General features: G+C 60.4%; 23 protein-coding genes and 1 pseudogene. 7 read left to right on the top strand and 17 right to left on the bottom strand.

The window, feature by feature from the left end; all coding sequences use genetic code 11:
* A pseudogene (locus tag D8U69_RS28230) lies at positions 1-1,207 on the bottom strand (RNA degradosome polyphosphate kinase); the annotation flags it as partial.
* Between the two features lie 18 nt (positions 1,208-1,225).
* Positions 1,226-2,239, bottom strand: a complete 1,014-nt coding sequence (gene hemB / locus D8U69_RS28235) for a porphobilinogen synthase (RefSeq protein WP_056854098.1) — start codon at positions 2,237-2,239, stop codon at positions 1,226-1,228.
* 205 nt (positions 2,240-2,444) lie between these two features.
* On the opposite strand from hemB, the gene D8U69_RS28240 reads away from it, so the two are divergent.
* Complete coding sequence (locus D8U69_RS28240) at positions 2,445-3,074, top strand: DedA family protein (RefSeq protein ID WP_056854099.1); 630 nt, start codon at positions 2,445-2,447, stop codon at positions 3,072-3,074.
* Here the strand turns inward: D8U69_RS28240 and D8U69_RS28245 are convergent.
* Complete coding sequence (locus tag D8U69_RS28245; protein ID WP_130908596.1) at positions 3,058-4,290, bottom strand: sterol desaturase family protein; 1,233 nt, start codon at positions 4,288-4,290, stop codon at positions 3,058-3,060. The two genes, D8U69_RS28240 and D8U69_RS28245, sit on opposite strands and share 17 nt — an antisense overlap.
* Positions 4,291-4,406: 116 nt before the next feature.
* On the opposite strand from D8U69_RS28245, the gene elbB reads away from it, so the two are divergent.
* Positions 4,407-5,075, top strand: a complete 669-nt coding sequence (elbB, locus tag D8U69_RS28250) for an isoprenoid biosynthesis glyoxalase ElbB (RefSeq protein ID WP_056854101.1) — start codon at positions 4,407-4,409, stop codon at positions 5,073-5,075.
* Between the two features lie 167 nt (positions 5,076-5,242).
* Here elbB and D8U69_RS28260 read toward each other — a convergent pair whose 3' ends face one another.
* From D8U69_RS28260 to D8U69_RS28280, 5 genes are all read right to left on the bottom strand, one after another.
* The gene (locus D8U69_RS28260) at positions 5,243-5,698 is read right to left on the bottom strand and encodes a YaiI/YqxD family protein (RefSeq protein WP_130908597.1); all 456 of its coding nucleotides are present in this window, start codon (positions 5,696-5,698) and stop codon (positions 5,243-5,245) included.
* Between the two features lie 104 nt (positions 5,699-5,802).
* The gene (locus tag D8U69_RS28265; RefSeq protein WP_130903823.1) at positions 5,803-7,701 is read right to left on the bottom strand and encodes a cytochrome c/FTR1 family iron permease; all 1,899 of its coding nucleotides are present in this window, start codon (positions 7,699-7,701) and stop codon (positions 5,803-5,805) included.
* Positions 7,702-7,889: 188 nt separating this feature from the next.
* The gene (rhtB, locus tag D8U69_RS28270; protein ID WP_130903822.1) at positions 7,890-8,522 is read right to left on the bottom strand and encodes a homoserine/homoserine lactone efflux protein; all 633 of its coding nucleotides are present in this window, start codon (positions 8,520-8,522) and stop codon (positions 7,890-7,892) included.
* Between the two features lie 104 nt (positions 8,523-8,626).
* Positions 8,627-9,208 carry a mechanosensitive ion channel family protein gene (locus tag D8U69_RS28275; protein WP_130908598.1) on the bottom strand — a complete coding sequence of 194 codons (582 nt, stop codon included), beginning with the start codon at positions 9,206-9,208 and terminating at the stop codon, positions 8,627-8,629.
* Complete coding sequence (locus tag D8U69_RS28280; RefSeq protein ID WP_130903821.1) at positions 9,208-11,118, bottom strand: ATP-binding cassette domain-containing protein; 1,911 nt, start codon at positions 11,116-11,118, stop codon at positions 9,208-9,210. The genes D8U69_RS28275 and D8U69_RS28280 overlap by 1 nt, the downstream gene beginning before the upstream one ends.
* 50 nt (positions 11,119-11,168) lie before the next feature.
* On the opposite strand from D8U69_RS28280, the gene D8U69_RS28285 reads away from it, so the two are divergent.
* Positions 11,169-11,633, top strand: a complete 465-nt coding sequence (locus D8U69_RS28285) for a TIGR02444 family protein (protein ID WP_130908599.1) — start codon at positions 11,169-11,171, stop codon at positions 11,631-11,633.
* On the opposite strand, the gene D8U69_RS29580 is transcribed toward D8U69_RS28285, so the two are convergent.
* Positions 11,630-12,799, bottom strand: a complete 1,170-nt coding sequence (locus D8U69_RS29580) for an AlgP family protein (protein ID WP_130908600.1) — start codon at positions 12,797-12,799, stop codon at positions 11,630-11,632. The genes D8U69_RS28285 and D8U69_RS29580 overlap by 4 nt on opposite strands.
* A 194-nt stretch (positions 12,800-12,993) precedes the next feature.
* Between D8U69_RS29580 and D8U69_RS28295 the strand changes: the two genes are divergently transcribed.
* Positions 12,994-13,659, top strand: a complete 666-nt coding sequence (locus D8U69_RS28295) for an FKBP-type peptidyl-prolyl cis-trans isomerase (protein WP_056854109.1) — start codon at positions 12,994-12,996, stop codon at positions 13,657-13,659.
* Between the two features lie 58 nt (positions 13,660-13,717).
* On the opposite strand, the gene D8U69_RS28300 is transcribed toward D8U69_RS28295, so the two are convergent.
* The 7 genes from D8U69_RS28300 to D8U69_RS28330 all read right to left on the bottom strand — a co-directional run bounded on the left by D8U69_RS28300 (position 13,718) and on the right by D8U69_RS28330 (position 20,149).
* A complete protein-coding gene (locus D8U69_RS28300) occupies positions 13,718-14,176 on the bottom strand; it encodes an Rsd/AlgQ family anti-sigma factor (RefSeq protein ID WP_056854110.1) in 459 nt (152 codons plus the stop codon).
* Positions 14,177-14,347: 171 nt separating this feature from the next.
* Complete coding sequence (locus tag D8U69_RS28305) at positions 14,348-14,899, bottom strand: disulfide bond formation protein B (protein ID WP_056854111.1); 552 nt, start codon at positions 14,897-14,899, stop codon at positions 14,348-14,350.
* Positions 14,900-15,149: 250 nt separating this feature from the next.
* The gene (locus tag D8U69_RS28310) at positions 15,150-16,388 is read right to left on the bottom strand and encodes a heme biosynthesis protein HemY (protein WP_130908601.1); all 1,239 of its coding nucleotides are present in this window, start codon (positions 16,386-16,388) and stop codon (positions 15,150-15,152) included.
* On the bottom strand, positions 16,385-17,542 hold the full coding sequence (locus tag D8U69_RS28315) for a uroporphyrinogen-III C-methyltransferase (RefSeq protein WP_056854113.1): 1,158 nt from the start codon (positions 17,540-17,542) through the stop codon (positions 16,385-16,387). Before D8U69_RS28315 ends, D8U69_RS28310 begins: the two co-directional genes overlap by 4 nt.
* A gap of 16 nt (positions 17,543-17,558) precedes the next feature.
* On the bottom strand, positions 17,559-18,326 hold the full coding sequence (locus tag D8U69_RS28320; RefSeq protein ID WP_130908602.1) for a uroporphyrinogen-III synthase: 768 nt from the start codon (positions 18,324-18,326) through the stop codon (positions 17,559-17,561).
* Positions 18,323-19,264, bottom strand: coding sequence for a hydroxymethylbilane synthase (gene hemC, locus D8U69_RS28325; RefSeq protein ID WP_056854115.1), 942 nt, complete (start codon positions 19,262-19,264; stop codon positions 18,323-18,325). The genes D8U69_RS28320 and hemC overlap by 4 nt, the downstream gene beginning before the upstream one ends.
* Before the next feature lie 138 nt (positions 19,265-19,402).
* Positions 19,403-20,149 carry a LytTR family DNA-binding domain-containing protein gene (locus D8U69_RS28330; RefSeq protein WP_056854116.1) on the bottom strand — a complete coding sequence of 249 codons (747 nt, stop codon included), beginning with the start codon at positions 20,147-20,149 and terminating at the stop codon, positions 19,403-19,405.
* Between the two features lie 452 nt (positions 20,150-20,601).
* Here D8U69_RS28330 and argH point away from each other — a divergent pair, with 452 nt between their 5' ends.
* Entirely contained in the window at positions 20,602-21,996 is a 1,395-nt protein-coding gene (argH, locus tag D8U69_RS28335) for an argininosuccinate lyase (protein ID WP_130903816.1), read from the top strand.
* 117 nt (positions 21,997-22,113) lie between these two features.
* Here the strand turns inward: argH and D8U69_RS28340 are convergent, their stop codons facing one another.
* Entirely contained in the window at positions 22,114-22,773 is a 660-nt protein-coding gene (locus D8U69_RS28340) for a glutathione S-transferase (RefSeq protein WP_056854118.1), read from the bottom strand.
* 124 nt (positions 22,774-22,897) lie between these two features.
* Here D8U69_RS28340 and D8U69_RS28345 point away from each other — a divergent pair, with 124 nt between their 5' ends.
* Positions 22,898-23,182 (top strand): hypothetical protein, encoded by a 285-nt coding sequence (locus D8U69_RS28345; RefSeq protein ID WP_056854119.1) that lies wholly within the window; start codon positions 22,898-22,900, stop codon positions 23,180-23,182.
* Positions 23,183-23,391: 209 nt separating this feature from the next.
* On the top strand, positions 23,392-23,637 hold the full coding sequence (locus D8U69_RS28350; protein WP_056854120.1) for a TIGR02647 family protein: 246 nt from the start codon (positions 23,392-23,394) through the stop codon (positions 23,635-23,637).
* Positions 23,638-23,686 lie beyond the last annotated feature (49 nt).

Genomic DNA, 23,686 nt, shown 5'->3' on the forward strand with positions numbered 1-23,686 from the left:
CCGGGGTGAACGACTCGAACGGGTGCAGCAGCAGGATGTCCTGCTTGCTGATCACACTGAAAATGTTCTCGCTGTTTTGCAGCAGCTTCGGGATCTGCGGGGTGAACGGCAGATATTGCAGCTCGCGCTGGCTGTCCAGACCGGTGATGCTGAACAGACGCGTCAGGTTCACCGGACCGTTGACCTGGTACAACTCGGTCTCGCTCAGGTTGAATTGCTTGAGCAAGTAATCGGACAAGTGTTTCGGGCAGGTATCGGCGACTTCGAGACGCACCGCATCACCATAGCGACGCGAGAACAGCTCACCACGCAGGGCGCGGGCAAGGTCTTCGACGTCTTCGGAATCCAGCGCCAGGTCGGCATTTCGGGTCAGGCGGAACTGGTAGCAGCCCTTGACCTTCATGCCCTGGAACAGGTCATCGGCGTGGGCGTGGATCATCGACGACAGGAACACATAATTGTCGCCGGCGCCGCCCACTTCCTCCGGCACCTTGATGATGCGCGGCAGCAGGCGCGGGGCCGGGATGATCGCCAGGCCGGAGTCGCGACCGAAGGCGTCGATGCCTTCGAGCTCGACGATGAAGTTCAGGCTCTTGTTCACCAGCAACGGGAACGGGTGCGTCGGGTCGAGACCGATCGGGGTGATGATCGGCGCGATCTCGTCGCGGAAATAACGGCGCACCCAGGTTTTCAGCTTGGTCGTCCAGTGACGACGACGGATAAAGCGGACCTGATGTTTTTCCAGCTCCGGCAATAGAATGTCGTTGAGAATCGCGTACTGGCGGTCAACGTGGCCGTGCACCAGTTCGCTGATGCGCGCCAGGGCCTGATGCGGCTGCAAGCCATCGGCCCCCGCCTGCTCACGGGCGAAAGTGATTTGCTTCTTCAGGCCGGCGACGCGAATTTCGAAGAACTCGTCCAGGTTGCTGGAGAAGATCAGCAGAAACTTCAGCCGCTCCAGCAACGGATAGGTCTCATCCAGCGCCTGTTCCAGTACGCGGATGTTGAACTGCAGTTGCGACAACTCGCGATGGATGTACAGGCTGCTGTCATCCAGGCCGGGAATGGCAATCGCCGGCGCCGCCGGGGCGGGCTCGGTTACCGCCGCGGGTGGAGCAGGCTCCAGCTCCGGCGGGGTCTCGGCGATTTGCTCGACCACAGGTTGAGCGTCTTGTACGGCAACTTCCGTGAGTCCTTCGGTATTCATCACATGTTCCTGGGAGGGCTATTTTTGCTCTCGTAACAATTGAGCGGCACGAACGGCAAAGTACGTCAGGATGCCATCAGCGCCTGCACGTTTAAAGGCGGTCAGGGATTCGAGGATAACCCCTTCGCTCAACCAGCCGTTCTGGATCGCGGCCATGTGCATGGCGTACTCGCCGCTGACTTGATAAACAAAGGTCGGCACTTTGAACTCTTCTTTGACCCGGCACAGGATGTCCAGGTACGGCATGCCTGGCTTGACCATGACCATGTCTGCGCCTTCTGACAAGTCAGCCGCCACTTCGTGCAGGGCTTCGTTGCTGTTGGCCGGGTCCATCTGATAGGAGGCCTTGTTGGCCTTGCCCAGGTTCAGTGCCGAACCGACCGCATCGCGGAACGGGCCGTAGTAGGCGCTGGCGTACTTCGCCGAGTAGGCCATGATCCGCACGTTGACGTGACCGGCCACTTCGAGCGCTTCGCGGATCGCCTGGATGCGCCCGTCCATCATGTCCGACGGGGCGACCACCTGCGCACCGGCTTCGGCATGGGACAAGGCTTGCCTGACCAGTGCATCGACGGTGATGTCGTTCTGCACGTAGCCTTCTTCGTCGAGGATACCGTCCTGGCCATGAGTGGTGAACGGGTCCAGAGCGACGTCGGTGATCACACCCAGCTCAGGGAATTGCGCACGCAGGGCGCGAGTGGCGCGCTGGGCGATGCCTTCAGGGTTCCAGGCTTCGGCGGCGTCCAGCGACTTCAGCCCTGGCGGGGTCACCGGGAACAGTGCCAGCGCCGGAATTCCCAGCTCGACCCACTTGGCCGCTTCTTCGAGCAACAGATCAATGGTCAGGCGTTCGACGCCCGGCATCGACGCCACCGCTTCACGACGGTTTTCACCGTCCAGCACAAATACCGGCAGAATCAGGTCATCGACGCTCAGCACATTTTCACGGACCAGTCGGCGCGAGAAATCATCGCGACGGTTGCGGCGCAGGCGGGTTGCAGGGAACAAACGGTTGGCGGGGGTAAAGCTCACGGCAGACTCCTGAGCCCGCAGGCGTGCGAGCGTGACAGTTATAAGCGGCCATTATGACGAACGTGTGACAGTTGTGCGCACACCGCGACATGTAGCCGCATTCCATTGTCCTTGTAGGAAATGTTCACGTCGAGACACATTTGGACACTTTCCTGAATGTGTGCGAAGGGTTAGGCTGCGCGTTCATTTCGCCAGCACCCAGACAATGCTCCAACAATTTCTGCATGACTTCGGCTACTTTGCCTTGTTCCTCGGCACGTTTTTCGAAGGCGAAACCATTCTGGTGCTCGCAGGCTTCCTCGCGTTCCGTGGATACATGGACATCAACCTGGTGGTGGTCGTGGCGTTCTTCGGCAGTTATGCCGGCGATCAGCTATGGTATTTCATGGGGCGCAAGCATGGGCGCAAGTTGCTGGCGCGCAAACCACGCTGGCAAATGATGGGTGATCGGGCGCTGGAACACATCCGCAAGCACCCGGACATCTGGGTCCTGAGCTTCCGTTTCGTCTATGGACTGCGCACAGTGATGCCGGTGGCGATCGGCCTGTCGGGCTATCCACCGGGACGCTACCTGTTGCTCAACGGAATTGGCGCGGCGATCTGGGCCACTGCATTGGCGGCGGCCGCCTATCACTTCGGCGCGGTGCTGGAGGGCATGCTCGGCAGCATCAAGAAATACGAACTGTGGGTCCTCGGCGCCCTGCTCATTCTGGGCCTGGGCTTGTGGTTGCGCCGGCGCTTCAAGAACGCCCGCCTGGCCAGACAGGTCTACGCCGACGAGCAGGCCCTGAAAGCCGAACAGGCGAAAACCGGCGAAACTAAGCCAATCGAGTGAAGCGGTTTCGACAGCAGTAAAGACCGATACCGCTCAGCAGGCTGTAACTGAGCAGGCCGATCCAGCCCACCGCGCTGGCCGGCCACAGCCCCACCAACGGCGCCAGCCACACCAGCGGCACGTTGGACGCCAGCCGCAACAGTTCCACCTTCAATGCCCAAGGGCGATTCTCCAGGGCCACGCCCAGCACGAACAGCCCCAGCGCCACGGCGCCCCAGCCAAGCACCAATGCGGCCGTTGGCAGGCTCGGCTCAAGGTTCATCAAATAGCTGCCCAGCGCGACGTAGACGCAGAATTGCAACAGCACATAGAGCTGCTGACGCCCGTCCAGCGGCACTTCGAATTTGCGGAACTGGCTCAGATCCGGCTTGTTCATCGGGTATTTGGCGGCCACGTCCGCCGGCCGCCAACCGGTGCGCATGAACCAGATCCGCAGCTTGTCCCAGGTACTTTCGGCACGCCGCGCGTCGGCCCACAACTGCGCGTAGAACTGCACGTTCGCCCACAACGGATTCCAGCTCGCCAGCGGCGTGGTCACGCCGAAAATCACCGGCTCGTTGTCGTCCTCTTCCTGGAACGAGCCGAATAGACGGTCCCAAATAATGAACACCCCGCCGTAGTTGCGATCCATGTAGAGAGCGTTCTGTGCATGGTGAGCCCGATGATTGGATGGCGTGACGAAGAACCACTCGAACCAGCCGAGTTTGGGAATATGCCGGGTGTGCACCCAAAACTGGTACAGCAGGTTCAGCGCCGCGACGCTGACAAACACCAGCAAGGGCACGCCCGCGACGGCCATGGGCAGGTAGAAGATCCAGCTCAGCAGAAACCCGGTACTGGTCTGGCGCAGGGCGGTGGAAAGGTTGTAGTCCTCGCTCTGGTGATGCACCGAATGCGCAGCCCAGAGAATATTGCGTTCATGGCCCATGCGGTGAAGCCAGTAATAGCAGAAGTCATAGAACACGAAAGCGAATACCCAGACCCAGACACTGTCGGCGGAGAGTTCGAACAGTGCCAGGTGCTTGAGGGCAAATGCGTAAGTCAGCAACCCCACGCCTTTGGTCAGCAGACCCGTGGTGGTGGACAGCACGCCGGTGCTGATGCTGTTGATGGCGTCTGCCAGCCGATAGTTGCTCACCCCGCGCCAGCGGTCGGCCGCCAGTTCGATGGCAATCAATACAAAGAAAAACGGCACTGCATACAGAATGAAGTCCATGACGCGCCCTGGTCGGAATCCTGAGGACAGATGCTAGGTGTACCCGCGAATTAACCCTATGGCAACGAGTGACAAATTAGTGGACATTTAACGCCATGAATCTGGAGAAAAAGCCCATGAGCAAAAAAGTTGCAGTGATCCTTTCCGGTTGTGGTGTGTACGACGGCGCCGAGATCTACGAGAGTGTGATTACCTTGCTGCGCCTGGACCAGCGCGGCGCGCAGGTGCAGTGTTTCGCGCCAAACATTGCGCAACTGCATGTGATCAACCACCTGACCGGCGAAGAAATGCCCGAATCGCGCAATGTGCTGGTGGAGTCGGCGCGCATCGCCCGCGGCGAAATCAAGGACATCCGCGAAGCCGACGCCGAAGACTTCGATGCGCTGATCATTCCCGGTGGCTTCGGCTCGGCCAAGAACCTCTCCAACTTCGCCATCGAGGGCACCGGCTGCACCGTGCAGCCCGACGTGCTGGCGTTGACCGAAGCCTTTGCCGAAGCCGGCAAACCAGTGGGGCTGATCTGCATCTCGCCAGCCCTGGCGGCAAAGATTTATGGCCCCGGTGTGACCTGCACCATCGGCAACGATGCCGACACGGCGACGGCGCTGAACAAGATGGGCGCCACCCACCAGGAATGCGCCGTCAGTGACATCGTTGAAGACAAGGCGCGCAAACTGGTGAGTACCCCAGCCTACATGCTGGCGCAATCGATCAGTGAAGCGGCTTCAGGGATCAACAAACTGGTCGACCGCGTCCTCGAACTGACCCACGAAAACGACGCTTGACCCGTCGCGGCGATTGACTCCTGTGGCGAGGGAGCTTGCTCCCGCTCGACTGCGCAGCAGTCGCAAAACCGATTGCTGCGATTTTTCTGAAAACTGTCGCGGCAGGTTTGGGGGTTGCTTCGCAACCCAGCGGGAGCAAGCTCCCTCGCCACAACGACTGCATCCGCTCAAGACTGGCGCGATAGCCGCGTCAAGATCCGGTCCAGCGCATTGGCAAACGCCTGTTTCTCGCGCTCGCCAAACGGCGCCGGCCCGCCGCTCATCTGCCCTTGCTCGCGCAAGTCGGTGAACAGGTTGCGCACCGCCAGCCGGTCGCCCATGTTCTGCGAGTCGAATTCCTTGCCTCGCGGGTCCAATGCCCCAACGCCCTTTTTCACCAACCGGTCGGCCAGCGGCACATCGCTGCAAATCACCAGCTCACCGGGGACTGCATGTTCCACCAGATAGTCGTCGGCGGCATCCGGGCCGCTCGGCACCACGATCAACTTCACCAGCGCCAGGCCTGGCTTGATCTGCGGCTGTCCGGCCACCAGCACCACTTCGAAACGGCGCTTGAGGGCAAACTTCACCACCAGATCCTTGGCCGCCCGCGGGCAGGCGTCGGCATCGATCCAGACACGCATTGTGTTTTCCTCGTTAAAAGCATCGCGGGCAAGCCATGCTCTACAGGATAGCGCCGTCTGTAGGAGCAAGGCTTGCCCGCGATCATGAGCGCAGCGAATGCTGTTTAAGAAACCGCCAACCGACGCTTCTCGACTACCCAGCTACGACCATACAACACGACGATCGCAATGATCGCCACAGCCTGCGCACTCAACGAATACGCATCGGCATGAATACCCAGCCAGTCGAACTCAAAGAACGGCACCGGTCGCGTGCCGAAGATCCCGGCCTCCTGCAACGCCTTCACGCCATGCCCGGCAAACACCACCGACAACGCACACAACAAAGCGGCATTAATGCTGAAAAACAGCGCCAACGGCAGTTTTGCCGAGCCGCGCAATATCACCCACGCCAGGCCCACCAGCAGCACCAGTGCCGTGGCACCACCCGCCAGCACCGCATCATGGCCAGCAGGACCTGCCTGCAACCACAGGGTTTCGTAGAACAGAATCACCTCGAACAGCTCGCGATACACCGAGAAGAACGCCAGGATCGCAAAGCCGAAACGCCCGCCACCGCCCACCAGGCTGCTCTTGATGTAATCCTGCCAGGCCGCGGCGTGACGACGATCATGCATCCACACCCCGAGCCACAGCACCATGACGCTGGCAAACAGCGCCGTCGCGCCTTCGAGCAATTCACGCTGGGAACCGCTGACATCAATCACATACGCCGCCAGCGCCCAGGTGGCCAACCCCGCGACCAGCGCCAGCCCCCAACCGACGTTGACGCTGCGCACGGCCGATTGCTGGCCGGTGTTACGCAAGAAGGCGAGAATCGCCGCCAGCACCAGGATCGCTTCCAAACCTTCGCGCAATAGAATCAGCAGGCCGGAAATGTAGCTCAGGGACCAGCTCAAGCCATCGCTGCCCAACAAACCGGCGGAGATTTTCAGTTTGGCCTTGGCCGCCTCCAGACGCTGCTCGACCTGCTCTACCGGCAAGCCATCCTGCAACGACTGACGGTAAGCCATCAGCGATTTTTCCGTGTCTTTGCGCACGTTGGCGTCGACGTTGTCGAGGGAGCTTTCGACCAGTTCGAAGCCTTCCAGGTAGGCCGCCACCGACAAGTCATAGGCCTGATCGTGTTCGCCGGCACGATAGGCTGCAACGCTCTTGTCCAGGGTCGCGGCGGTGTAATCGAGCAATTGCGCCGGGCCACGCTTGACCTGCGGCGGTTGTGCCCGTTGGGCACGGAATATCGCCGCCGCTTGCGCACCGTCCACGGCCTGCACTTCGGCCGGAGTCTGGCGAGCCAGATCGGCAATGTTGTAGGACTTGTCACTGCTGACGGTCGCCGGATCGGCGCTGAAGCTGGCGATGTACGTGGCCAGGTCCCAACGCTGACGATCATCGAGTTGATCGCCGAAGGCGGGCATATCGGTGCCTTCCACCCCCAGATTCAAGGTGTTGTAGATCGCGTAAAGACTCAGGTGATCCAGGCGCGCGTTATCACGCAGATTGGCGGGTGGCGGGGTCAGACCGACGCCCGCAGGACCGTCACCCGCGCCGGTATCGCCATGGCACACCGAGCAATGCTGGGCGTACAGCGGCGCCCCTCGGGTCGGATCCGGAGTGATGATCGGTGCCTGACTGACCTCATAGGCCACTGCCAGTTTTGCCCCCAGTTGCCGCGCCAGACGGGCAACCTCGGCCCCCTCCTGACGCGCAGCAATGGCGCTGTGCAGCTTGCCGATGCCCTGCACCAGCTCAGCCTTTTCCGGTTTCGCTGGCATGGCCGCCACCAAACCTTGCAAGACCTGGACGAATTCCAGCTGCTCGCGGTACTCGGATTCGCTGACGACGTTGCCTGCTTGTACCGCACCCGGGTAGTCCGCACCGATATAGTCGAGTAAATGCAGTGCTTGCGGTGCGCCTTCCACCGTGTCCGCCAGCAGATTGAAACTGCACAGGGCAAACACAGGCGCTATCAGCCAGGCCAGGAAACGGGACGGGGCACTCATGAATGATTCTCAGCTGGAAATACGAAGTAACATATTGTTCCCTCCCAATCACTTTCACTCAAGCTTTGTTGTGCTGTTTTGACAAACATCCTGCGCGAGCCAGCCCCTGACAAGCGTGTCGCGGGTACCGAATCCCTGAAACGAAAAAGGCGACCCGCAAAGGTCGCCTTTTTTGTACTGACGGGTGTCTACACCGCTGTTTTACGCAAGGTGGCCATGAACGCCGCCGCGCCAATGAACAGTCCGGCAAAGGTGCGGTTCATGCGCTTCTGCTGTTTTGGTGTACGCAACAGACGCAGCACTTTGGAGGCCAGCCCGGTGTACCCGGCCATGACGATCAGGTCGACGCAAATCATGGTGACGCCAATGATCACGTACTGGATCAGTAGTGGCGCGTGCGGGTCGATGAACTGCGGCAACACCGCGAGCATGAACACCAGCGCCTTGGGGTTGCTGATGTTTACCAGAAACCCGCGGAACACCAGCGCCATCGGTTTGCCGATCTGCCGCACTGCCGCGTCATCGCTCATGTCGCCAGGCAACGCGCGCCATTGCTTGATGGCGAGATACACCAGGTACGCCACGCCAAACCATTTGATTGCGTAGAAGGCTGTGGCGGAGGCGGTGAGAATCGCGCCGACACCGGCGCCAACAATCGCGATCTGCACCGCAAGGCCCAGTTGCAGGCCCAAGGCGTTCCAATAGCCGCGCCAGAAACCGTATTGCAGGCCGCTGGACATCGACGCAATGGCGCCGGCGCCCGGTGACAGGCTGATCACCCAGCAGGCGGCAAAAAACGCCAGCCATGTTTGAAGCTCCATTGCACACCTCGACTCGAACTCGTGACAGACGTCTAAGCTAATGCGGCTTTGGGCTGGTGACTACCGATTTTTTGCATGTGAAAAGGCTGCGATCCCAAGCCGGCTTACTTTTCGAACCCGCTCGAAGGGAACATGTCGGTCCCCCGCCAACGCCGAACCGAACGCTGGAAGAACAAACTGTTGGGCACTTGCACCATCGCGCTGCCGGTGCCGAGCTCTTCGGCTTCGATCAATGTGGTGTAGAGCAGATTGATCGCCACGACACGGCCCTTGACCCCGGGTTTGTCGGTGGTGTCCACCAGTTCGACCACATCGCCCAGGCGAAACGGGCCAACGGTGAAAATCAGGATCGCGCACAGCAGGTTCGACAACACACTCCACATGGCGAAAAACGCCACCGCCGCTACCGCGACAAAACCGGACAACGCCGTCCACAGCACCGTGGCCGACACTCCCAGGCGTTCCATTACGAAAATCAGGGCACTGCCCATGATCAGCCAACGCAGGCCACCGCGTAGCGGCATCAGCAACTGTGGCGGGAACGGGTAGCGCTCGCCGAGGCGGGTCAGGCACTTGGCGACAAAACGCTGGGCCAGGTAACCGGCCAGCAGGATCAGCAGGATTTGCACGCCGAGCCATATCGGTTCGGCCCACATGGCCGGCAACGGAAGTCTGAAGGCCTCCATCAGGACAGCGCCTCCAGCTCCGCCTGCATGCTTTCCAGCAGTTCCAAAGCTTCCATCCAGGCCTCTTCCAGCTCCGCTTCGCGTACTTTGAGCTTGGCTTGTTCGGCCAGCAGATCACGCAAGTCGTTCTTGCGCGCCGGCTCGTAGATGTCACTGTCACCGAGGCTGGCATCAATCTTCGCCAGTTTCTCGTGCAGCTTGCCCAGCTCGGCTTCGAGCTTTTCCGCTTCACGCTTGTGCGGCGCCAGTTGCTGACGCAACGCGGCTGCAGCCTGACGCTGGGCCTTCTTGTCGGTTTTGTCCGGATTGACCGGCGTATTGCTTACCGGCGCATTGCGCTGGCGGTAATCCACCAGCCAGCGGGTGTAGTCTTCCAGATCGCCGTCGAACTCTTCGACCTTGCCGTCCGCCACCAGATAAAAATTGTCGGTGGTGCTTTTGAGCAGGTGACGGTCGTGGGAAACCACCAATACCGCGCCACTGAATTCCTGCAAGGCCATGGTCAGCGCCAGGCGCATTTCCAGGTCCAGGTGGTTGGTCGGCTCATCGAGCAGCAGCAGGTTCGGCCGATCCCAGGCGATCAACGCCAGCGCCAGGCGCGCCTTCTCGCCACCGGAGAAATTCAGCACCGGCTCGTCGATTCGCGCGCCTCGGAAGTCGAAACCACCTAGGAAGTCGCGCAGGGTTTGTTCGCGTTCGGTGGGTGCCAGGCGCTGCAAATGCAGCAACGGACTGGCTTTGGAATCCAGCGAGTCCAACTGATGCTGGGCGAAGTAACCGACCACGGTGTTCTCACCACGGGTCAAGCGACCCGCCAGCGGCGACAGCTCGCCTGCAAGGTTCTTGATCAGGGTCGATTTGCCGGCACCGTTCGGCCCGAGCAAACCGATCCGTGCACCGGGGGTCAGTTGCAGCTTGACCTTCTCCAGCACCGCTTTGTCGCCGTAACCCAGGCGAGCATCAGACAGGTCGATCAGTGGGCTGGAAATTTTCTGCGATTCGCGGAACACAAAATCGAACGGCGAATCGACGTGAGCCGCGGTCAGCTCTTCCATCCGCTCCAGCGCCTTGATCCGGCTCTGGGCCTGACGGGCCTTGGTAGCCTGAGCCTTGAAGCGGGCGATGTAGCTTTCCATGTGCGCACGTTGCGCCTGCTGCTTCTCATAGGCCTGCTGTTGCTGGGCCAGGCGTTCGGCGCGGGCGCGTTCGAAGGCACTGTAGCCACCGCGATACAGCGTGATCTTGCGCTGATCGACGTGGGCCACGTGATCGACCACGGCATCGAGGAAATCCCGGTCGTGGGAAATCAGCATCAAGGTGCCGGGGTAACTTTTGAGCCACTCTTCGAGCCAGATAATGGCATCGAGGTCCAAGTGGTTGGTCGGTTCGTCGAGCAGCAGCAGGTCCGATGGACACATCAAGGCCTGCGCCAGGTTCAGACGCATCCGCCAGCCGCCGGAGAAATCCCCGACCTGACGATCCATCTGCTCGTTAGTGAAGCCCAGACCGGCCAGCAACTTGCGCGCCCGGGCATCGGCGGTGTAACCGTCGGCACTGTCGAGCTCGGAGTGCAGGCGGGCCTGTGCGGCACCGTCATGGGCCGCTTCGGCTGCCGCCAGGTCTCGCTGTACCTGGCGCAGGCGCAAGTCGCCATCGAGCACGTAGTCGACCGCCAGGCGATCGAGCGTGTCGACCTCCTGGCGCATGTGGGCGATACGCCAGTCGCCCGGCAGCAAGCAATCACCCGAATCCGGGTGCAGTTCACCCCGAAGCAAGGCGAACAGGCTCGATTTGCCGGCGCCGTTGGCACCGATGAGGCCGGCTTTCTGGCCGGCGTGCAGGGTCAGCTCGGCGTCTTCTAGCAGACGTTGCGGGCCACGCTGTAAAGTCAGGTTCTGAAGTCGAATCATAATGGCGGCGGAGTCTACCAGCTTCGCTCGCAACTGGCGCGAGTAGCACTATGTCCTCTGACCTGTGGAGCTTTTCCCTCACTACCTACGCCCGCCCGGGTGTCGAGCAGGCGTGCCTGCAATTGCAGGCGGCGGGAGTCAATGTCTGCCTGCTGCTGTGCGCGGCTTGGCTGGAGGAGCGAAGAATCAGCTGTAACGAACAGCGCTTGCAGCAACTTCGAGAGATAGCCCGAACCTGGGATGCGGATGTCGTGCGACCGTTACGGGCGTTGCGCATGCAATGGAAAGACGCGGCAGCAAGAGACGCCGGGTTGCATACGTTGCGCGAGCAAGTGAAGACCTTGGAGCTGGAAGCCGAACGGCATCTGTTACAGCGACTGGAGCAAACGGCCCAAAACTGGCCGCAGGAAGAGACGGCCGATCTATCGGCCTGGCTGGAAGGCGTGACGGCAGACGCCGCCCACCTCGACCGCAACGCGCTGCATCAGCTGCGCGTCGCGGTAACCGGCACTTAGGAAGCGCTGGTAGGCGTGGAGGTTGCTGCGCTCGGAACAGCGGCCGGCGTTGGTGCTGGTGCAGTTGTCGAGGTAGTGGCCGTCGAAGCAGGTGCTGCAGCGGGAGCCGGAGTGGCTGGCTTGGCAACAGGTGCGGTCGCGGGCTTGGCGGCAACCGGTTTTTTCACTGCGGGTTTGGCGGCTGGTTTAGCAGCAGGTTTGGCCGCTGGTTTTGCTGCAACTGGTTTGGCAGCGGGTTTGGCGGCGGCCGGTTTGGCGGCGCTGGCAGTTGCCGGTTTGGCGGCAGTGGCAGGTTTTGCCGCAGCCGTTTTAGCGGCCGGTTTGGCAGCGGGTTTAGCCGGTGCTTTCGCCGCAGGTTTTGCTGCAGGTTTTGCTGCTGGTTTAGCCGCAGGCTTGGCCGCGATTTTGGCCGCAACCGGTTTGGCTGCCGGCTTGGCAGCAGGCTTCGCCGCGGCGGTTCTGGCAGCAGGTTTTGCAGCGGATTTAGCGGCTGGTTTTGCGGCTGGTTTAGCGGCAGTTTTTACCGCCGGTTTTGCGGCTGGTTTTGCTGCAGCGGTTTTTGCCGCGGCAGGTTTTGCAGCCGCTGTTTTTGCAGCAGCCGGCTTGGCAGCAACAGGTTTGGCAGCAGCAGTTCTCGCAGCAGGTTTTGCAGCTGGTTTGGCAGCCGCCGTTTTAGCGACAGGTTTGGCGGCAGGTTTGGCCGGTGCTTTTGCGGCAGCCGGTTTGGCAGCGGCTTTCTTCGCAGGGGCCGCGGCTGACTTGGACGAACGCAGGGTCAACGCCTTGCCGACAGCCTCTTGTACACGACCAATGCCCTGAGCCAGTTTCAGGCTCTCTTGAGCGTCGCGCTTGAGTTGCAAAATGTAGCCACGAGTGTCCGACTGGCGCTCTTTGAGAGCATCAAGCAGGTCTTCGAGTTCCTTCACTCCTTCCTTGGCTTTGGCTTGCGCCTTGGCCTTGCCGGCTGCCGCGGCGTCCTGCAATTTGGTGCGGGATTTATGCAATTTTTCCTGCGCTTTTCCGCGCTGCTTTTCCAGCTTGGCGAGCAGTTTTTCAGCATCAGCCAAGGCTTCGGAACAAGCGTTTTCCAGATGCTCGAGCAAGCTGCCCGAGAGTTGTTGGAGCAGGTGCAACGGAGTGTTTACTGGCTTCTTGGTGGCCGACATGGTTTACCTCCTGGCTGAAGTGAGTTGCGGCTCATACTAGACCTCTGCTGCAACCGCCGCTAGGGCATGTTGACACTATCGAAAGCGGTGCGTTGCAAACCAGCGAAAATCTTCTTCGTCGACGCAAAAAGCAGTTCACCTTTCAGTCTCTTCACACTGGCATAATCGCCCGCATTCCAGGTTGGAGAGTGCCCATGTCGCGCTACCTTTTTTTATCGCTGTGGGTAATTTTTTCGGCGGCTCATGCTGCTGAAAAAGCCCAGGAAAATGACGCCCACGATCTCGCATACAGTCTGGGCGCGAGCCTGGGCGAGCGCTTGCGCCAAGAGGTTCCCGACCTGCAACTCAAGGCGTTGGTCGAAGGCCTTCAACAAGCCTACCAAGGCAAACCACTGGCGTTGAAAGAGGAGCGAATCGAGCAGATTCTCACCGAGCACGAAGCCCGGGTCGCCATGCAATCGCCTGCGCCGCAGAGCGAACTGGCACTGGAAAACGAGCAACGATTTCTCGCCGATGAAAAAGCCAAACCCGGTGTCCGCGAATTGGCCGATGGCATTCTGCTGACCGAGTTGGCACCCGGGACTGGCGTCAAGGCCGGGCCGAACGGCAAGGTGCAGGTGTTGTACATCGGTCGCCTTCCCGACGGCACAGTGTTCGACCAGAACAGTCAGCCGCAGTGGTTCAGTCTTGATAGCGTGATCAGTGGCTGGCGCACTGCGCTGCAGCAAATGCCGGTCGGCGCAAAATGGCGCCTGGTGATTCCTTCGGCACAAGCCTATGGCGCCGAGGGTGCTGGCGACCTGATCGCGCCTTTCACACCACTGGTCTTCGAAGTCGAGTTACGCGGCGCTACCGGTTGAAAGCAGAAATGAAAACGGCGTGCCTTGGCACGCCGTTTCGGGTTTTGCACGAAGCGCTTCAGGCCTGGACCGAATCGGCTTCCTTGTGAGCGGTGTGCAGCACTTCGATCAGGCAGTCTTCCAGTTCGAAGCGTTCATGCAACAGGCCGCCGAGCTCCTTGAACTTCTCTGCGACGCACTTGCCTTCATCGCACAGGTCGTTGAACGCGAGGAGTTTCTCGGTGATGACATCGATGCGTGGGTAGAGGGTCTCGGCAAGCTCCAGACCACGCTTGTCGTTGAAGGCCTTGGCCTCGCCGGTCAGCTGTTCGTAGATCTCGAAGTGCCCGGCAGAAACGTAGTCGACCAGCACGCCGCAGAATTCCTGCAAAGGTTTTCTGTTTTCGCCCAAAGCTTCAGGCTTTGCACCGAGCTTGTCGTAGGCGTCGATCAGCTCCTTGCGCTCCTGCAACCAGCGATCGATCAACAGGTGCACTCCACCCCAGCGTTCCTGAGCATTCTGACAACTTTCGAGCATGGTGATCTCTCTTCCCTTGTGGGTCAGCTGCTCTATGCCTGTACGCCTCTTGTAATGGGCGGTCAGGCAGAGCGTCATCGAGCAACATAATTCCAATGACACGTGCGGGCCAGATTATGCCCGCACGACTGTGGCTTCAAGGTACGCACGCGATAAAGTTCATACAAGTGTTTAATCGCGTGCCAGGGCGTGATGCGACGAATCGCCGCCGAGTGGTCGCCGCACGCTGATCCGCACAAGTCGCAACAGCTGGTAAACCGCGAGAATCATCATTGCCACGAAGAACAGCAAACTCCATTCAGGAAGGCTCAGGTCGAACAAGGTCCAGGCGACTTGTCGGCAATCGATCGAGCCGTTGAACATCAGGCGCAGGATGCACGTCCAGGGCGCATTGGCGAATACCTCAGGCAGATCCGGAACACATGTCGAGAGCTGATGCGCCGGATCGCTCTGGAGCAAAACCTGCCGCCACGCAGTCACGGTACCGGCCAGGCTGCAGACAAGATTCAGCAACCAATAGAGGAATGCCCCGAGACGGCCCGGCCCATGCACCGCCGCGATCAGGCAGACGCCCGTCAGCAACGCCAGGCAGAGTCGCTGCAACAGACACAACCCGCAAGGCTTCAGACCCACGGCATATTGCAGATAGTAAGACACGCCCAGCACCAGGGCGCCCGCAATGAAAAGTGCAAAAAACAAGGAGCGTGAGCAGGCCAACGACATGGCTTTTCCGTAACAATTAAGGACAGATAGCTACGGTAGAGGAAAGCGCGCAAGCCTTTCAAGGCAGGTGGACAGCGACACTTCAGCAAGGACGTAGGGAATTCCCGACAGAAGCTAGAAGATTAGGTGTAGTCCTTTGTAGGACTATGCTTAAGATGCGATAGGAAGACAAAAACAGACTGGTTTTCGCCATTCTGTATTGCCTTCCATGCAGAATTCGCCAACGGACAAACGCGACAACTTCCCGCCATCAAGCGTGAGCGAGTACCGGTAACGGCGCTGCCAGCAAGCGCTCGTCCAGCAAGCCCAAGCCCTCCTGGAACAACTGGTTGCTGCGTTCGGTGTCGCCCATTTGCGCCAGCAGCCGCGCCAGCTCGGCGCAGGCTTCCGGATTGCGCTGCACACGCAGGCTGCTCTCCAGATAATCCCGTGCCTTGCCCCACAGGCTGGATTGCAGACACAGACGCCCCAGGGTCAGTAACAGGCTCGGGTCGGCGGGATGATCCTTAAGCCAGCCTTCGGCGATTTGTAGCTGACGCGCCGGATCATTGCCACGCACCAATCCGTAGAGACGCGCCAAGTGGCTGTCGTAGCTGCGCTTGAGCGCTGTGCGCAAGGTCTCTTCGGCCTCAGCCTGAGCGCCCAACTGGCGGAGTTGCTCAGCATAGGCCAGCACCAGCTGCGGTTCCTGGCGCTGAGCAGACGTCAGTTGCTGCCAGGCGCGTTCGAGCGCTTGCAAACCGACGGTACCGTCCGCTTCCCGGTGCGCTGCCAGGGACAGGTTTTCACCCCAGGCACGACGCTCCAGTTCGGCCAGTTCAGCCTTGGGCAGGACTTTATCCTTGCGCAACTCCGGCAACAGGCGGATAACCGCCGACCAATCGCCTCGTTGCTGGTGCAGGCGCTGCAACTGGCGCAGCATCTGTGCGTTATGCGGATGGCGCTCATGCATCGCTTGCAGGGTGGCCAGGGCACCCTCGGTATCACCACGGTCGGTCTGCAATTGCGCGTGATTCAGGGCAATCGCCAACTCGGCCTGAGGTTGACGCTCCAGAGCGCGCTCCAGCAGGTTGTCGCTCTCTTCATATAAGCCTTGTTCGTTGGCTGCGCGGGCAGCGCCAAGGTAGTACAGCAACGGTTGGCGCTCGGCCTCCGCGGCGCGATGCAAATGCCGCTGCGCACTGGCCCAGCGACCTTCGGCCAGATCGAGTTGCCCGTGCTCGATCGCGACCTGCACCCGACGACTGCGATTGCGTCGCGACCAGGGATTGACCACGCCACCGGAAGTGGTCACCAACTCGATCAACGCCTTGATGCCCCAGAACACCAGCCAGAGCACCGCAATCAACGCCAGCGTTGCCCACAGGCTCGATTCGAAGCGGAAGCTCTTGTAGGCAATCAGCACGTAACCGGAATGTTCGGCGATCGCCAGTCCCAGCGCAGCGGCGGCAGCGATGACCAGAAACACGATCACATAGAGACGCTTCATGGCGTAGCCTCCTGCGCGGTATTCGCGGCAGGTTTGGCCAGCGGCTTGATCGAATCTTCGGCATTGACGTTACGTCGCTGCAGGTAACCCTGCACCGCACTCAGGGTCCCGGTCAGATCCGGGGTGACCACCGTGACGGGCTGCGTACTCAGTTCGGCCACCTGTTCGAGCATCACTTTGCTTTGCGGGTTGTCCGGGTTGAAATTGCCCTTGAGCACATCCCGCGCCTCGTCCAGCGCCTGGCTGTAAACCGCGGCCTGGCCATTGAGCGCAGCCCATTGTGCCTGTTCAAGTGCCAGGCTCAGCGCCAGGCGCACCTGGCTCAGGCTCTGGCCTGCCAGCAACGGACGAACATTCTTGTCGGCGTTGAAATCGATGCGGATGTAGCGCGAGATCTGATCCCACCATTGCGCCCAGCGACTGGCGCCGTCGCCATCTGCAGTCAGCCCGAGCAGGGATTCGCCGCGGTCCTTGTACTCGGGTGCGAGCTCGGTGAGGCTGATCACTTGATCGCGCAATGCGCCCAACCGCAGGAACAAACCGGTGCGATCGGGCTGCTCAGTGCTGCGCAAGGCCACCAGGGTTTTCGCTACTTGTTCGCGCGCGGCAAACGAACCCGGATCATTCTGTTCGCGGAGAATCTCATCGGCACCCTCCACCAGCGCCTGGGCACTGCTGATGTCCTGCAATGCCGACAGCCGCAGGCTGGCCAGGCGCAACAAGTGCTCGGCTTCGGCCAGACGCCAGTCCTTGCGACTGGCACCGAGAACCGTTTCCAGACGTTGATTGAGTCGCTGTTGATCACCCTGCAACTGAATCACCAGACGGCTGCGCTCTTCCAGCACATCGGCGCCGGGCAGTTGTTCCAGACGCGCGCTCAGGCGCTGTTCATTGAGCTTCAGGCTCTGCGCCTCGTCACTCAACGCCTGCACCTGGCTCAGTTGTTGTTGGTTGGTCGCCTGCAGGTGACGCACCTGCCAGACACCCCAACCACCTACCGCAATGCCGGCGGCACCCAGCAGTATCGCGACGATCGCCAGTCCATTGCCTCGGCGCGGCTCGGCAGCAGGAGGCAGCGCTTCATCAAGAGGAGTATCAACCGGCGCATCTGGCACAGGCCGCGAGTCATTTTTTGGCAAGGCTGTTTCGCTCACGTATCCATCCTTTGCATTAGAGAACGGGCACGGGATGCTCCCGTAACGCCGTCAGCAAAGCCGCGGCGCTCGCACCACGACAATCCACAACTTTCAGGGCTCCGGCGGCACGTGCCAGCTCGGCGACCCTGGGGCTTGGTACAAACAACGGCAACTGCGCCAATTGCGGCCAGGCATCGCCAGCCAATTGATGCAGGTGCTCAAAACCCTGTCCACTGCTGACCACCAGTGCGTTCAGGCGTTCCGCTTCGATCCGCTCCGGCAGCGCTGCCGACGGGTACATCGGCAACTGGCGGCGGTACAACTCCAGATACTCGACACTAGCACCTCGCTCACGCAAGCGCTCGGCCAGCAGTTCGCGCCCGCCCTCGCCGCGCAGGATCAGAACCTCGGGATCCGGCCGGGCAAGAGCCTCGCGCAGCGCTGCAAGTTCAAGCAAGGCTTCGCTGTCGTCCCCATCATCCGGGAAGCTCACGTCCAGGCCTTGATCCTCAAGGATCTGCGCCGTCGCGGCACCGACACTGAACCACTTCACACCCATTGCTTGCGAGCCGGAGCGTTCGAGCAATTCGACGCCGATTCGCGCAGCAGGCTTGCTGACCACGATCACCGCACAAAATCGTTCGAGGTTCTGAATCACGCCTAGCATTGTGTCAGAGGCAGGGATCGGCACGATGTCCAAAAGCGGCAAGCTGCTGCTGAAAATCCCCTGCCCGGCCAGAAAACGGCTCAGGGCTGCCGACTCATCCGCTGGACGCGTCAGCAGCAAGCGCCAGCCAGTCACTCGTGACCTGCCTCGCCGTAGACCGCTTTGAGAATGTCGGCGGCGCCCTGGCTCAAGAGATCCTCGGCCACTTGCACACCCAAGGCTTCGGCAGCACCACGTGGCGCACGCGCCTGGGCGCTGAGCAGCAGGCCACCGCTCGGGTCGCCCACCAGGCCACGCAGCCAGACCTGCTCGCCTTCAAGCACGGCGTAACAGGCGATAGGCACCTGGCAGCCGCCATTGAGGTGTTTGTTGAGAGCACGCTCGGCGGTCACGCGGGTGGCGGTGTCCTGGTGATGCAGCGGCGCCAGCAGCGCATGAATTTCGCTGTCGGCAGTCCGGCACTCAATGCCCACGGCGCCCTGGCCACCGGCCGGCAGGCTGTCGTCGACGCTGATGGCCGAGGTGATGCGATCTTCAAAGCCCAGCCGGATCAACCCGGCAGCGGCGAGAATAATGGCGTCGTATTCGCCGGCATCCAGTTTGGCCAGACGCGTATTGACGTTGCCACGCAGGAAACGGATTTCCAGGTCCGGACGACGGGTCAGCAACTGAGCCTGGCGGCGCAGGCTCGACGTGCCGACAATGCTGCCTTGCGGCAACTCGTCCAGGCTGGAATAGGTATTGGAGACGAATGCATCACGCGGGTCTTCGCGTTCGCAGATGCAGAAAAGGCCGAGCCCTTCGGGGAAGTCCATCGGCACGTCTTTCATCGAATGCACGGCGATGTCGGCTTCGTTTTCCAGCAGGGCGGTTTCCAGTTCCTTGACGAACAGGCCCTTGCCACCGATTTTCGACAATGGCGAGTCGAGAAGCTTGTCGCCTCGACTGACCATCGGCACCAACGTCACGAGCAAACCCGGGTGGGCCTGTTCGAGACGGGCTTTGACGTATTCGGCCTGCCACAGGGCGAGAGCACTTTTGCGGGTGGCGATGCGGATTTGGCGAGAGGACATGGATCAATCCGTACTGAAAAGATACGACGGATAATAACAGCTCAGCCAAATCCACTTTGACTTGTATCAGAAACTACTCGGCCTCCCTGGCCCCGGATATCCGGCAATCGGGTGTGAAACTCGCCTGCGAACAGCGAATCAAAGCTGTTGCATCATTTTCCGCACGCCGGCCACATGGCGTCGACTGACGATCAATGCGTCACCGTTCAGGCCTTTGAGAAACAGCTGGAAATGCCCAAGCGGTGTGCGTTGCAAGCGTTCGATGCGTTCACGGGCAACCAGCGCGTTACGATGGATCCGCACGAAACGGTCACCGAATTCGTCCTCAAGCGCTTTGAGCGGCTCATCGAGCAACACTTCGCCCGCTTCATGGCGCAAGGTCACGTATTTGTGATCGGCGATGAAGTAGACCACCTGGTCCAGCGGAATCAGCTCGATCCCTTTACGGGTGCGGGCGCTGATGTGGCTGCGGGGACCACTGCCGCTTTCGGCAGCCGGACGGGTCAGGGCCGAGAGTTGAACACGATTGGGGCGCTCGGCTTTTTTTAATGCGTCTTGTAAATGTTCAGTTCTCACAGGTTTCACCAGATAGCCTACGGCGCTGGCCTGTAAGGCTTCCACGGCAAATTCATCGGGCCCGGTGCAAAACACCACGGCGGGCGGAGTTTCACGTTCGCACAATCGTGCGGCCACCTGCAGGCCATCGAGGCCCGGCATACGGACATCGAGCAGCACGATGTCCGGTTTGTGGCTGTCGATCAGTGCCAACGCTTCTTCGCCATTCGTGGCGCTGGGCTCCAGGACACTGTATCCCTCGAGTTCGCCAACCATTCGGCTCAGGCGCTCGCGGGCTAGGGGGTCGTCATCAACGATCAGGACATTCATATTGCGCTGGATTCCTGCGTGAGTCTTGCACAAGGATAGCGTAGACAGGTGAAGTGACGTCCGTCACCGCGATCCACGCTAAGACTAGCGCGAGCGTCAAAAAGTGCCGCTTGTCGGGCAGCTAAATTTTCATCTGCCGGGCGATTGGCGGCCCAGGCCCGCTTTGGCGACACATCGCCACAGGGTTTGCTGATACGCAATACGGACACCCCTCTTCTTATAGTCAGCTTTGGCACCAGGAAGTGCGCTGATCCTATTGTCCAACTGTAGACGGTTGCCGAGACGATATTGCTCAATTGAAAAATATCGTTGTGCAATTCGTCCACGGCTTGACCTGACACAACTCACGACATGAAAAACCAGTCGACCAGTGTCACCGACACGATTGGCAACCCTGTTATTATCCGCGCCAGTTTCAACGCCATTTTTCTTCAGCCGATACGAGCGAATTCATGAGCACTGACAAGACCAATCAGTCCTGGGGCGGCCGCTTCAGTGAACCCGTCGACGCCTTCGTCGCCCGCTTCACCGCCTCCGTCACCTTCGACCAGCGCCTGTATCGCCACGACATCATGGGCTCGATCGCCCACGCCACCATGCTGGCCAAGGTCGGCGTGCTGACCGATGCCGAGCGCGACAGCATCATCGATGGCCTGAAGACCATCCAGGCTGAAATCGAGGCCGGCCAGTTCGACTGGCGCGTCGATCTCGAAGACGTGCACATGAATATCGAGGCGCGTCTGACCGACCGAATCGGCGTGACGGGCAAAAAGCTGCACACCGGCCGCAGCCGCAACGACCAGGTCGCTACTGACATCCGTCTGTGGCTGCGTGACGAGATCGACCTGATCCTGAGCGAAATCACCCGCCTGCAAAAAGGCTTGCTGGAACAGGCCGAGCGCGAAGCCGGCAGCATCATGCCCGGTTTCACCCACCTGCAGACGGCTCAGCCGGTTACCTTCGGGCACCACATGCTGGCCTGGTTTGAAATGCTCAGCCGCGACTATGAGCGCCTGGTCGACTGCCGCAAGCGCACCAACCGCATGCCGCTGGGCAGCGCTGCGCTGGCGGGCACCACCTACCCGATCGACCGCGAGTACACCGCGCAACTGCTGGGCTTCGACGCCGTCGGCGGCAACTCGCTGGACAACGTGTCCGATCGCGATTTCGCCATCGAATTCTGTTCCGCCGCGAGCATCGCGATGATGCACCTGTCGCGCTTCTCCGAAGAGCTGGTGCTGTGGACCAGCGCGCAGTTCCAGTTCATCGATCTGCCGGACCGTTTCTGCACCGGCAGCTCGATCATGCCGCAAAAGAAAAACCCGGACGTGCCAGAGCTGGTACGCGGCAAAAGCGGCCGGGTATTCGGGGCGCTGATGGGCTTGCTGACCTTGATGAAAGGCCAGCCGCTGGCCTACAACAAGGACAACCAGGAAGACAAGGAGCCGTTGTTCGACGCCGCCGATACCTTGCGCGACTCATTGCGCGCCTTTGCCGACATGATTCCGGCGATCAAGCCCAAGCACGCGATGATGCGTGAGGCGGCGCTGCGCGGTTTCTCCACCGCCACTGACCTGGCCGATTACCTGGTGCGTCGTGGCCTGCCGTTCCGGGATTGCCACGAAATCGTCGGCCATGCCGTGAAGTATGGCGTTGAAAGCGGCAAGGACCTGGCGGAAATGAGCCTGGAAGAATTGCGCAAGTTCAGCGACCAGATCGATCAGGATGTATTCGCCGTGCTGACCCTCGAAGGCTCGGTCAATGCGCGCAACCACATCGGCGGCACCGCGCCGGCGCAGGTCAAGGCAGCCGTGGCACGCGGTCAGGCATTGCTCGCCAGCCGCTAAAAGTATCGCGGGCAAGCCCGCTCCCACAGGATTGGCGCCGAGTCACCATCTGTTGACCGACACAATACTGTGGGAGCGGGGCTTGCCCGCGATGGCTGACTCAGGAGCGCTGCAAATCTACTTCTTGGCTGCAATCATCGCCATGAACGCCGGCATCGCCGCGTCCTTGTCCGCAGCAATCCGTTGCACATTCGGATTCTGCTCCAGCCGCTGCAACAGTGCCTTCGCTGCCGGCAGCTCGGCCAACAAATCGATATCGAACAGTTTCTTGGCGACCCCGCACGCCAACGGCACGCTGTACAGGAAATACAGATCCGCCACGCTCAAACTGTCGCCCGCCACGTAAGGGCTGAATTTGCCGTGTCGGCCCAGGGACGCCATGCCCAGCAGCAGCTCGGTGCGGGTCTTTTCCTTGATGGCATCCGGCAATGTCGTTCCGAAAAACGCTTCGCCATAGCAGGCACGGCCCGGCAGTTCGATATACAACTCGATCTCCTTGGCCAATGCCAGCACCTGCGCCCGCTCGTAAGGATCGCTGGGCAGCAGCGGCGTGCCTTTCTGGCTTTGCTCGATGTATTCGAGAATGACGCTGGTTTCATTGATGAAACCCTGCTCGACGCCCAGCACCGGTACTTTTCCACGCGGGCTGATGGCGAGCGCTTCCGGGGTTTGCCCGGCGTAAAACGGCACTTCTTCGAAGGGCAGGCCTTTTTCCAGCAGAGCCAGTTTGACCATGTTGTAGTAGTTGCTGACAGCAAATCCGTAAAGCTTGAGCATCACATAGCCTCCAGGCCGTGCGGGGTGGGCAGTGCCTGTTTATAGAACGCTGCGGCGTTTCTTGCCAGCAGCATCACGGGCATGAATGCGGGTAAACTGGCCATCTTTTCCCAAGGAGCCTGCCATGAGCGAGCCAACCGATATCGATGCCGACGAAGAAGAGTTCGCCGAGAACACGCTGGTCGAAGCTATCGAAAACCAGATCGAAAGCGACAACCCGCCAGCAGCCAAGGCAACGTTCAACAAGTTGACCCTGGTAGGTTACGAGCGCGAAGAAATCCTCAATCTGATGGCTCACGTTCTAGCGGTAGAAATCGACGCAATCCTCGAAGAAGACCGCGCATTCAACACCCAATGGTATGAAGCAGCGCTGCGCGCATTGCCGGAACTGCCACCGGAAAAGAAATAAACCAGCGTGTGTGCCCGTGTAAGCCTCGCCGCGGTTTATCTGAAAACCTCGTCACGGCTCTTCGCGGGCAAGCCTCGCTCCTGCGGCACCCCGCAGCTGGGGAAAGCCGCCCCAGGCAAAAAAACCCTGCCGCCAGCACTGGACATGCCGCACGAGTGAGATCACCTTAGGGGCGCTGTCGTCCAATTCCTAGAAAGTCTGGAGTCCTTATGTCGCTTACCCCTGAGTTGGTTGCCGAACTGGAAGTCCTCGCACTCTTCAACCTGGACAGTTCCCAGGAAGGTTTGAAAATTCATCAGACCGCTGCCCCGAAACACATTGCCGCTGCCAAACGCCTGCATGAAAAAGAACTGATCGACCAGCCCGATGGCGGTTATCTGACCAGCCTGGGCCGTGATGCCGCTCAAAGCGTACAAACAGTCCTGACCATTCTGAGCGTCCAGGAAACAGCCTGAATCGCCCCTTCGCCCACGGAAACCCCTGCCATGGGATTTCCGCGGGCCA

The sequence above is a fragment of the Pseudomonas sp. Sample_16 genome (genome assembly GCF_004307665.1).
GTDB lineage: Bacteria > Pseudomonadota > Gammaproteobacteria > Pseudomonadales > Pseudomonadaceae > Aquipseudomonas.

Excerpts from the sequence above, each read along its gene's own strand:
- rhtB (WP_130903822.1), bottom strand. The coding sequence starts at position 8,522 with ATGGAGCTTCAAACATGGCTGGCGTTTTTTGCCGCCTGCTGGGTGATC.
- D8U69_RS28265 (WP_130903823.1), bottom strand. The coding sequence starts at position 7,701 with ATGAGTGCCCCGTCCCGTTTCCTGGCCTGGCTGATAGCGCCTGTGTTT.
- D8U69_RS28350 (WP_056854120.1), top strand. The coding sequence starts at position 23,392 with ATGTCGCTTACCCCTGAGTTGGTTGCCGAACTGGAAGTCCTCGCACTC.
- D8U69_RS28285 (WP_130908599.1), top strand. The coding sequence starts at position 11,169 with ATGTCCTCTGACCTGTGGAGCTTTTCCCTCACTACCTACGCCCGCCCG.
- D8U69_RS28275 (WP_130908598.1), bottom strand. The coding sequence starts at position 9,208 with ATGGAGGCCTTCAGACTTCCGTTGCCGGCCATGTGGGCCGAACCGATA.
- D8U69_RS28305 (WP_056854111.1), bottom strand. The coding sequence starts at position 14,899 with ATGTCGTTGGCCTGCTCACGCTCCTTGTTTTTTGCACTTTTCATTGCG.
- D8U69_RS28300 (WP_056854110.1), bottom strand. The coding sequence starts at position 14,176 with ATGCTCGAAAGTTGTCAGAATGCTCAGGAACGCTGGGGTGGAGTGCAC.
- D8U69_RS28260 (WP_130908597.1), bottom strand. The coding sequence starts at position 5,698 with ATGCGTGTCTGGATCGATGCCGACGCCTGCCCGCGGGCGGCCAAGGAT.
- D8U69_RS28280 (WP_130903821.1), bottom strand. The coding sequence starts at position 11,118 with ATGATTCGACTTCAGAACCTGACTTTACAGCGTGGCCCGCAACGTCTG.
- hemC (WP_056854115.1), bottom strand. The coding sequence starts at position 19,264 with ATGTCCTCTCGCCAAATCCGCATCGCCACCCGCAAAAGTGCTCTCGCC.
- D8U69_RS28340 (WP_056854118.1), bottom strand. The coding sequence starts at position 22,773 with ATGCTCAAGCTTTACGGATTTGCTGTCAGCAACTACTACAACATGGTC.
- D8U69_RS29580 (WP_130908600.1), bottom strand. The coding sequence starts at position 12,799 with ATGTCGGCCACCAAGAAGCCAGTAAACACTCCGTTGCACCTGCTCCAA.
- D8U69_RS28330 (WP_056854116.1), bottom strand. The coding sequence starts at position 20,149 with ATGAATGTCCTGATCGTTGATGACGACCCCCTAGCCCGCGAGCGCCTG.
- D8U69_RS28295 (WP_056854109.1), top strand. The coding sequence starts at position 12,994 with ATGTCGCGCTACCTTTTTTTATCGCTGTGGGTAATTTTTTCGGCGGCT.
- D8U69_RS28310 (WP_130908601.1), bottom strand. The coding sequence starts at position 16,388 with ATGAAGCGTCTCTATGTGATCGTGTTTCTGGTCATCGCTGCCGCCGCT.
- D8U69_RS28240 (WP_056854099.1), top strand. The coding sequence starts at position 2,445 with ATGCTCCAACAATTTCTGCATGACTTCGGCTACTTTGCCTTGTTCCTC.
- argH (WP_130903816.1), top strand. The coding sequence starts at position 20,602 with ATGAGCACTGACAAGACCAATCAGTCCTGGGGCGGCCGCTTCAGTGAA.
- D8U69_RS28245 (WP_130908596.1), bottom strand. The coding sequence starts at position 4,290 with ATGGACTTCATTCTGTATGCAGTGCCGTTTTTCTTTGTATTGATTGCC.
- elbB (WP_056854101.1), top strand. The coding sequence starts at position 4,407 with ATGAGCAAAAAAGTTGCAGTGATCCTTTCCGGTTGTGGTGTGTACGAC.
- D8U69_RS28345 (WP_056854119.1), top strand. The coding sequence starts at position 22,898 with ATGAGCGAGCCAACCGATATCGATGCCGACGAAGAAGAGTTCGCCGAG.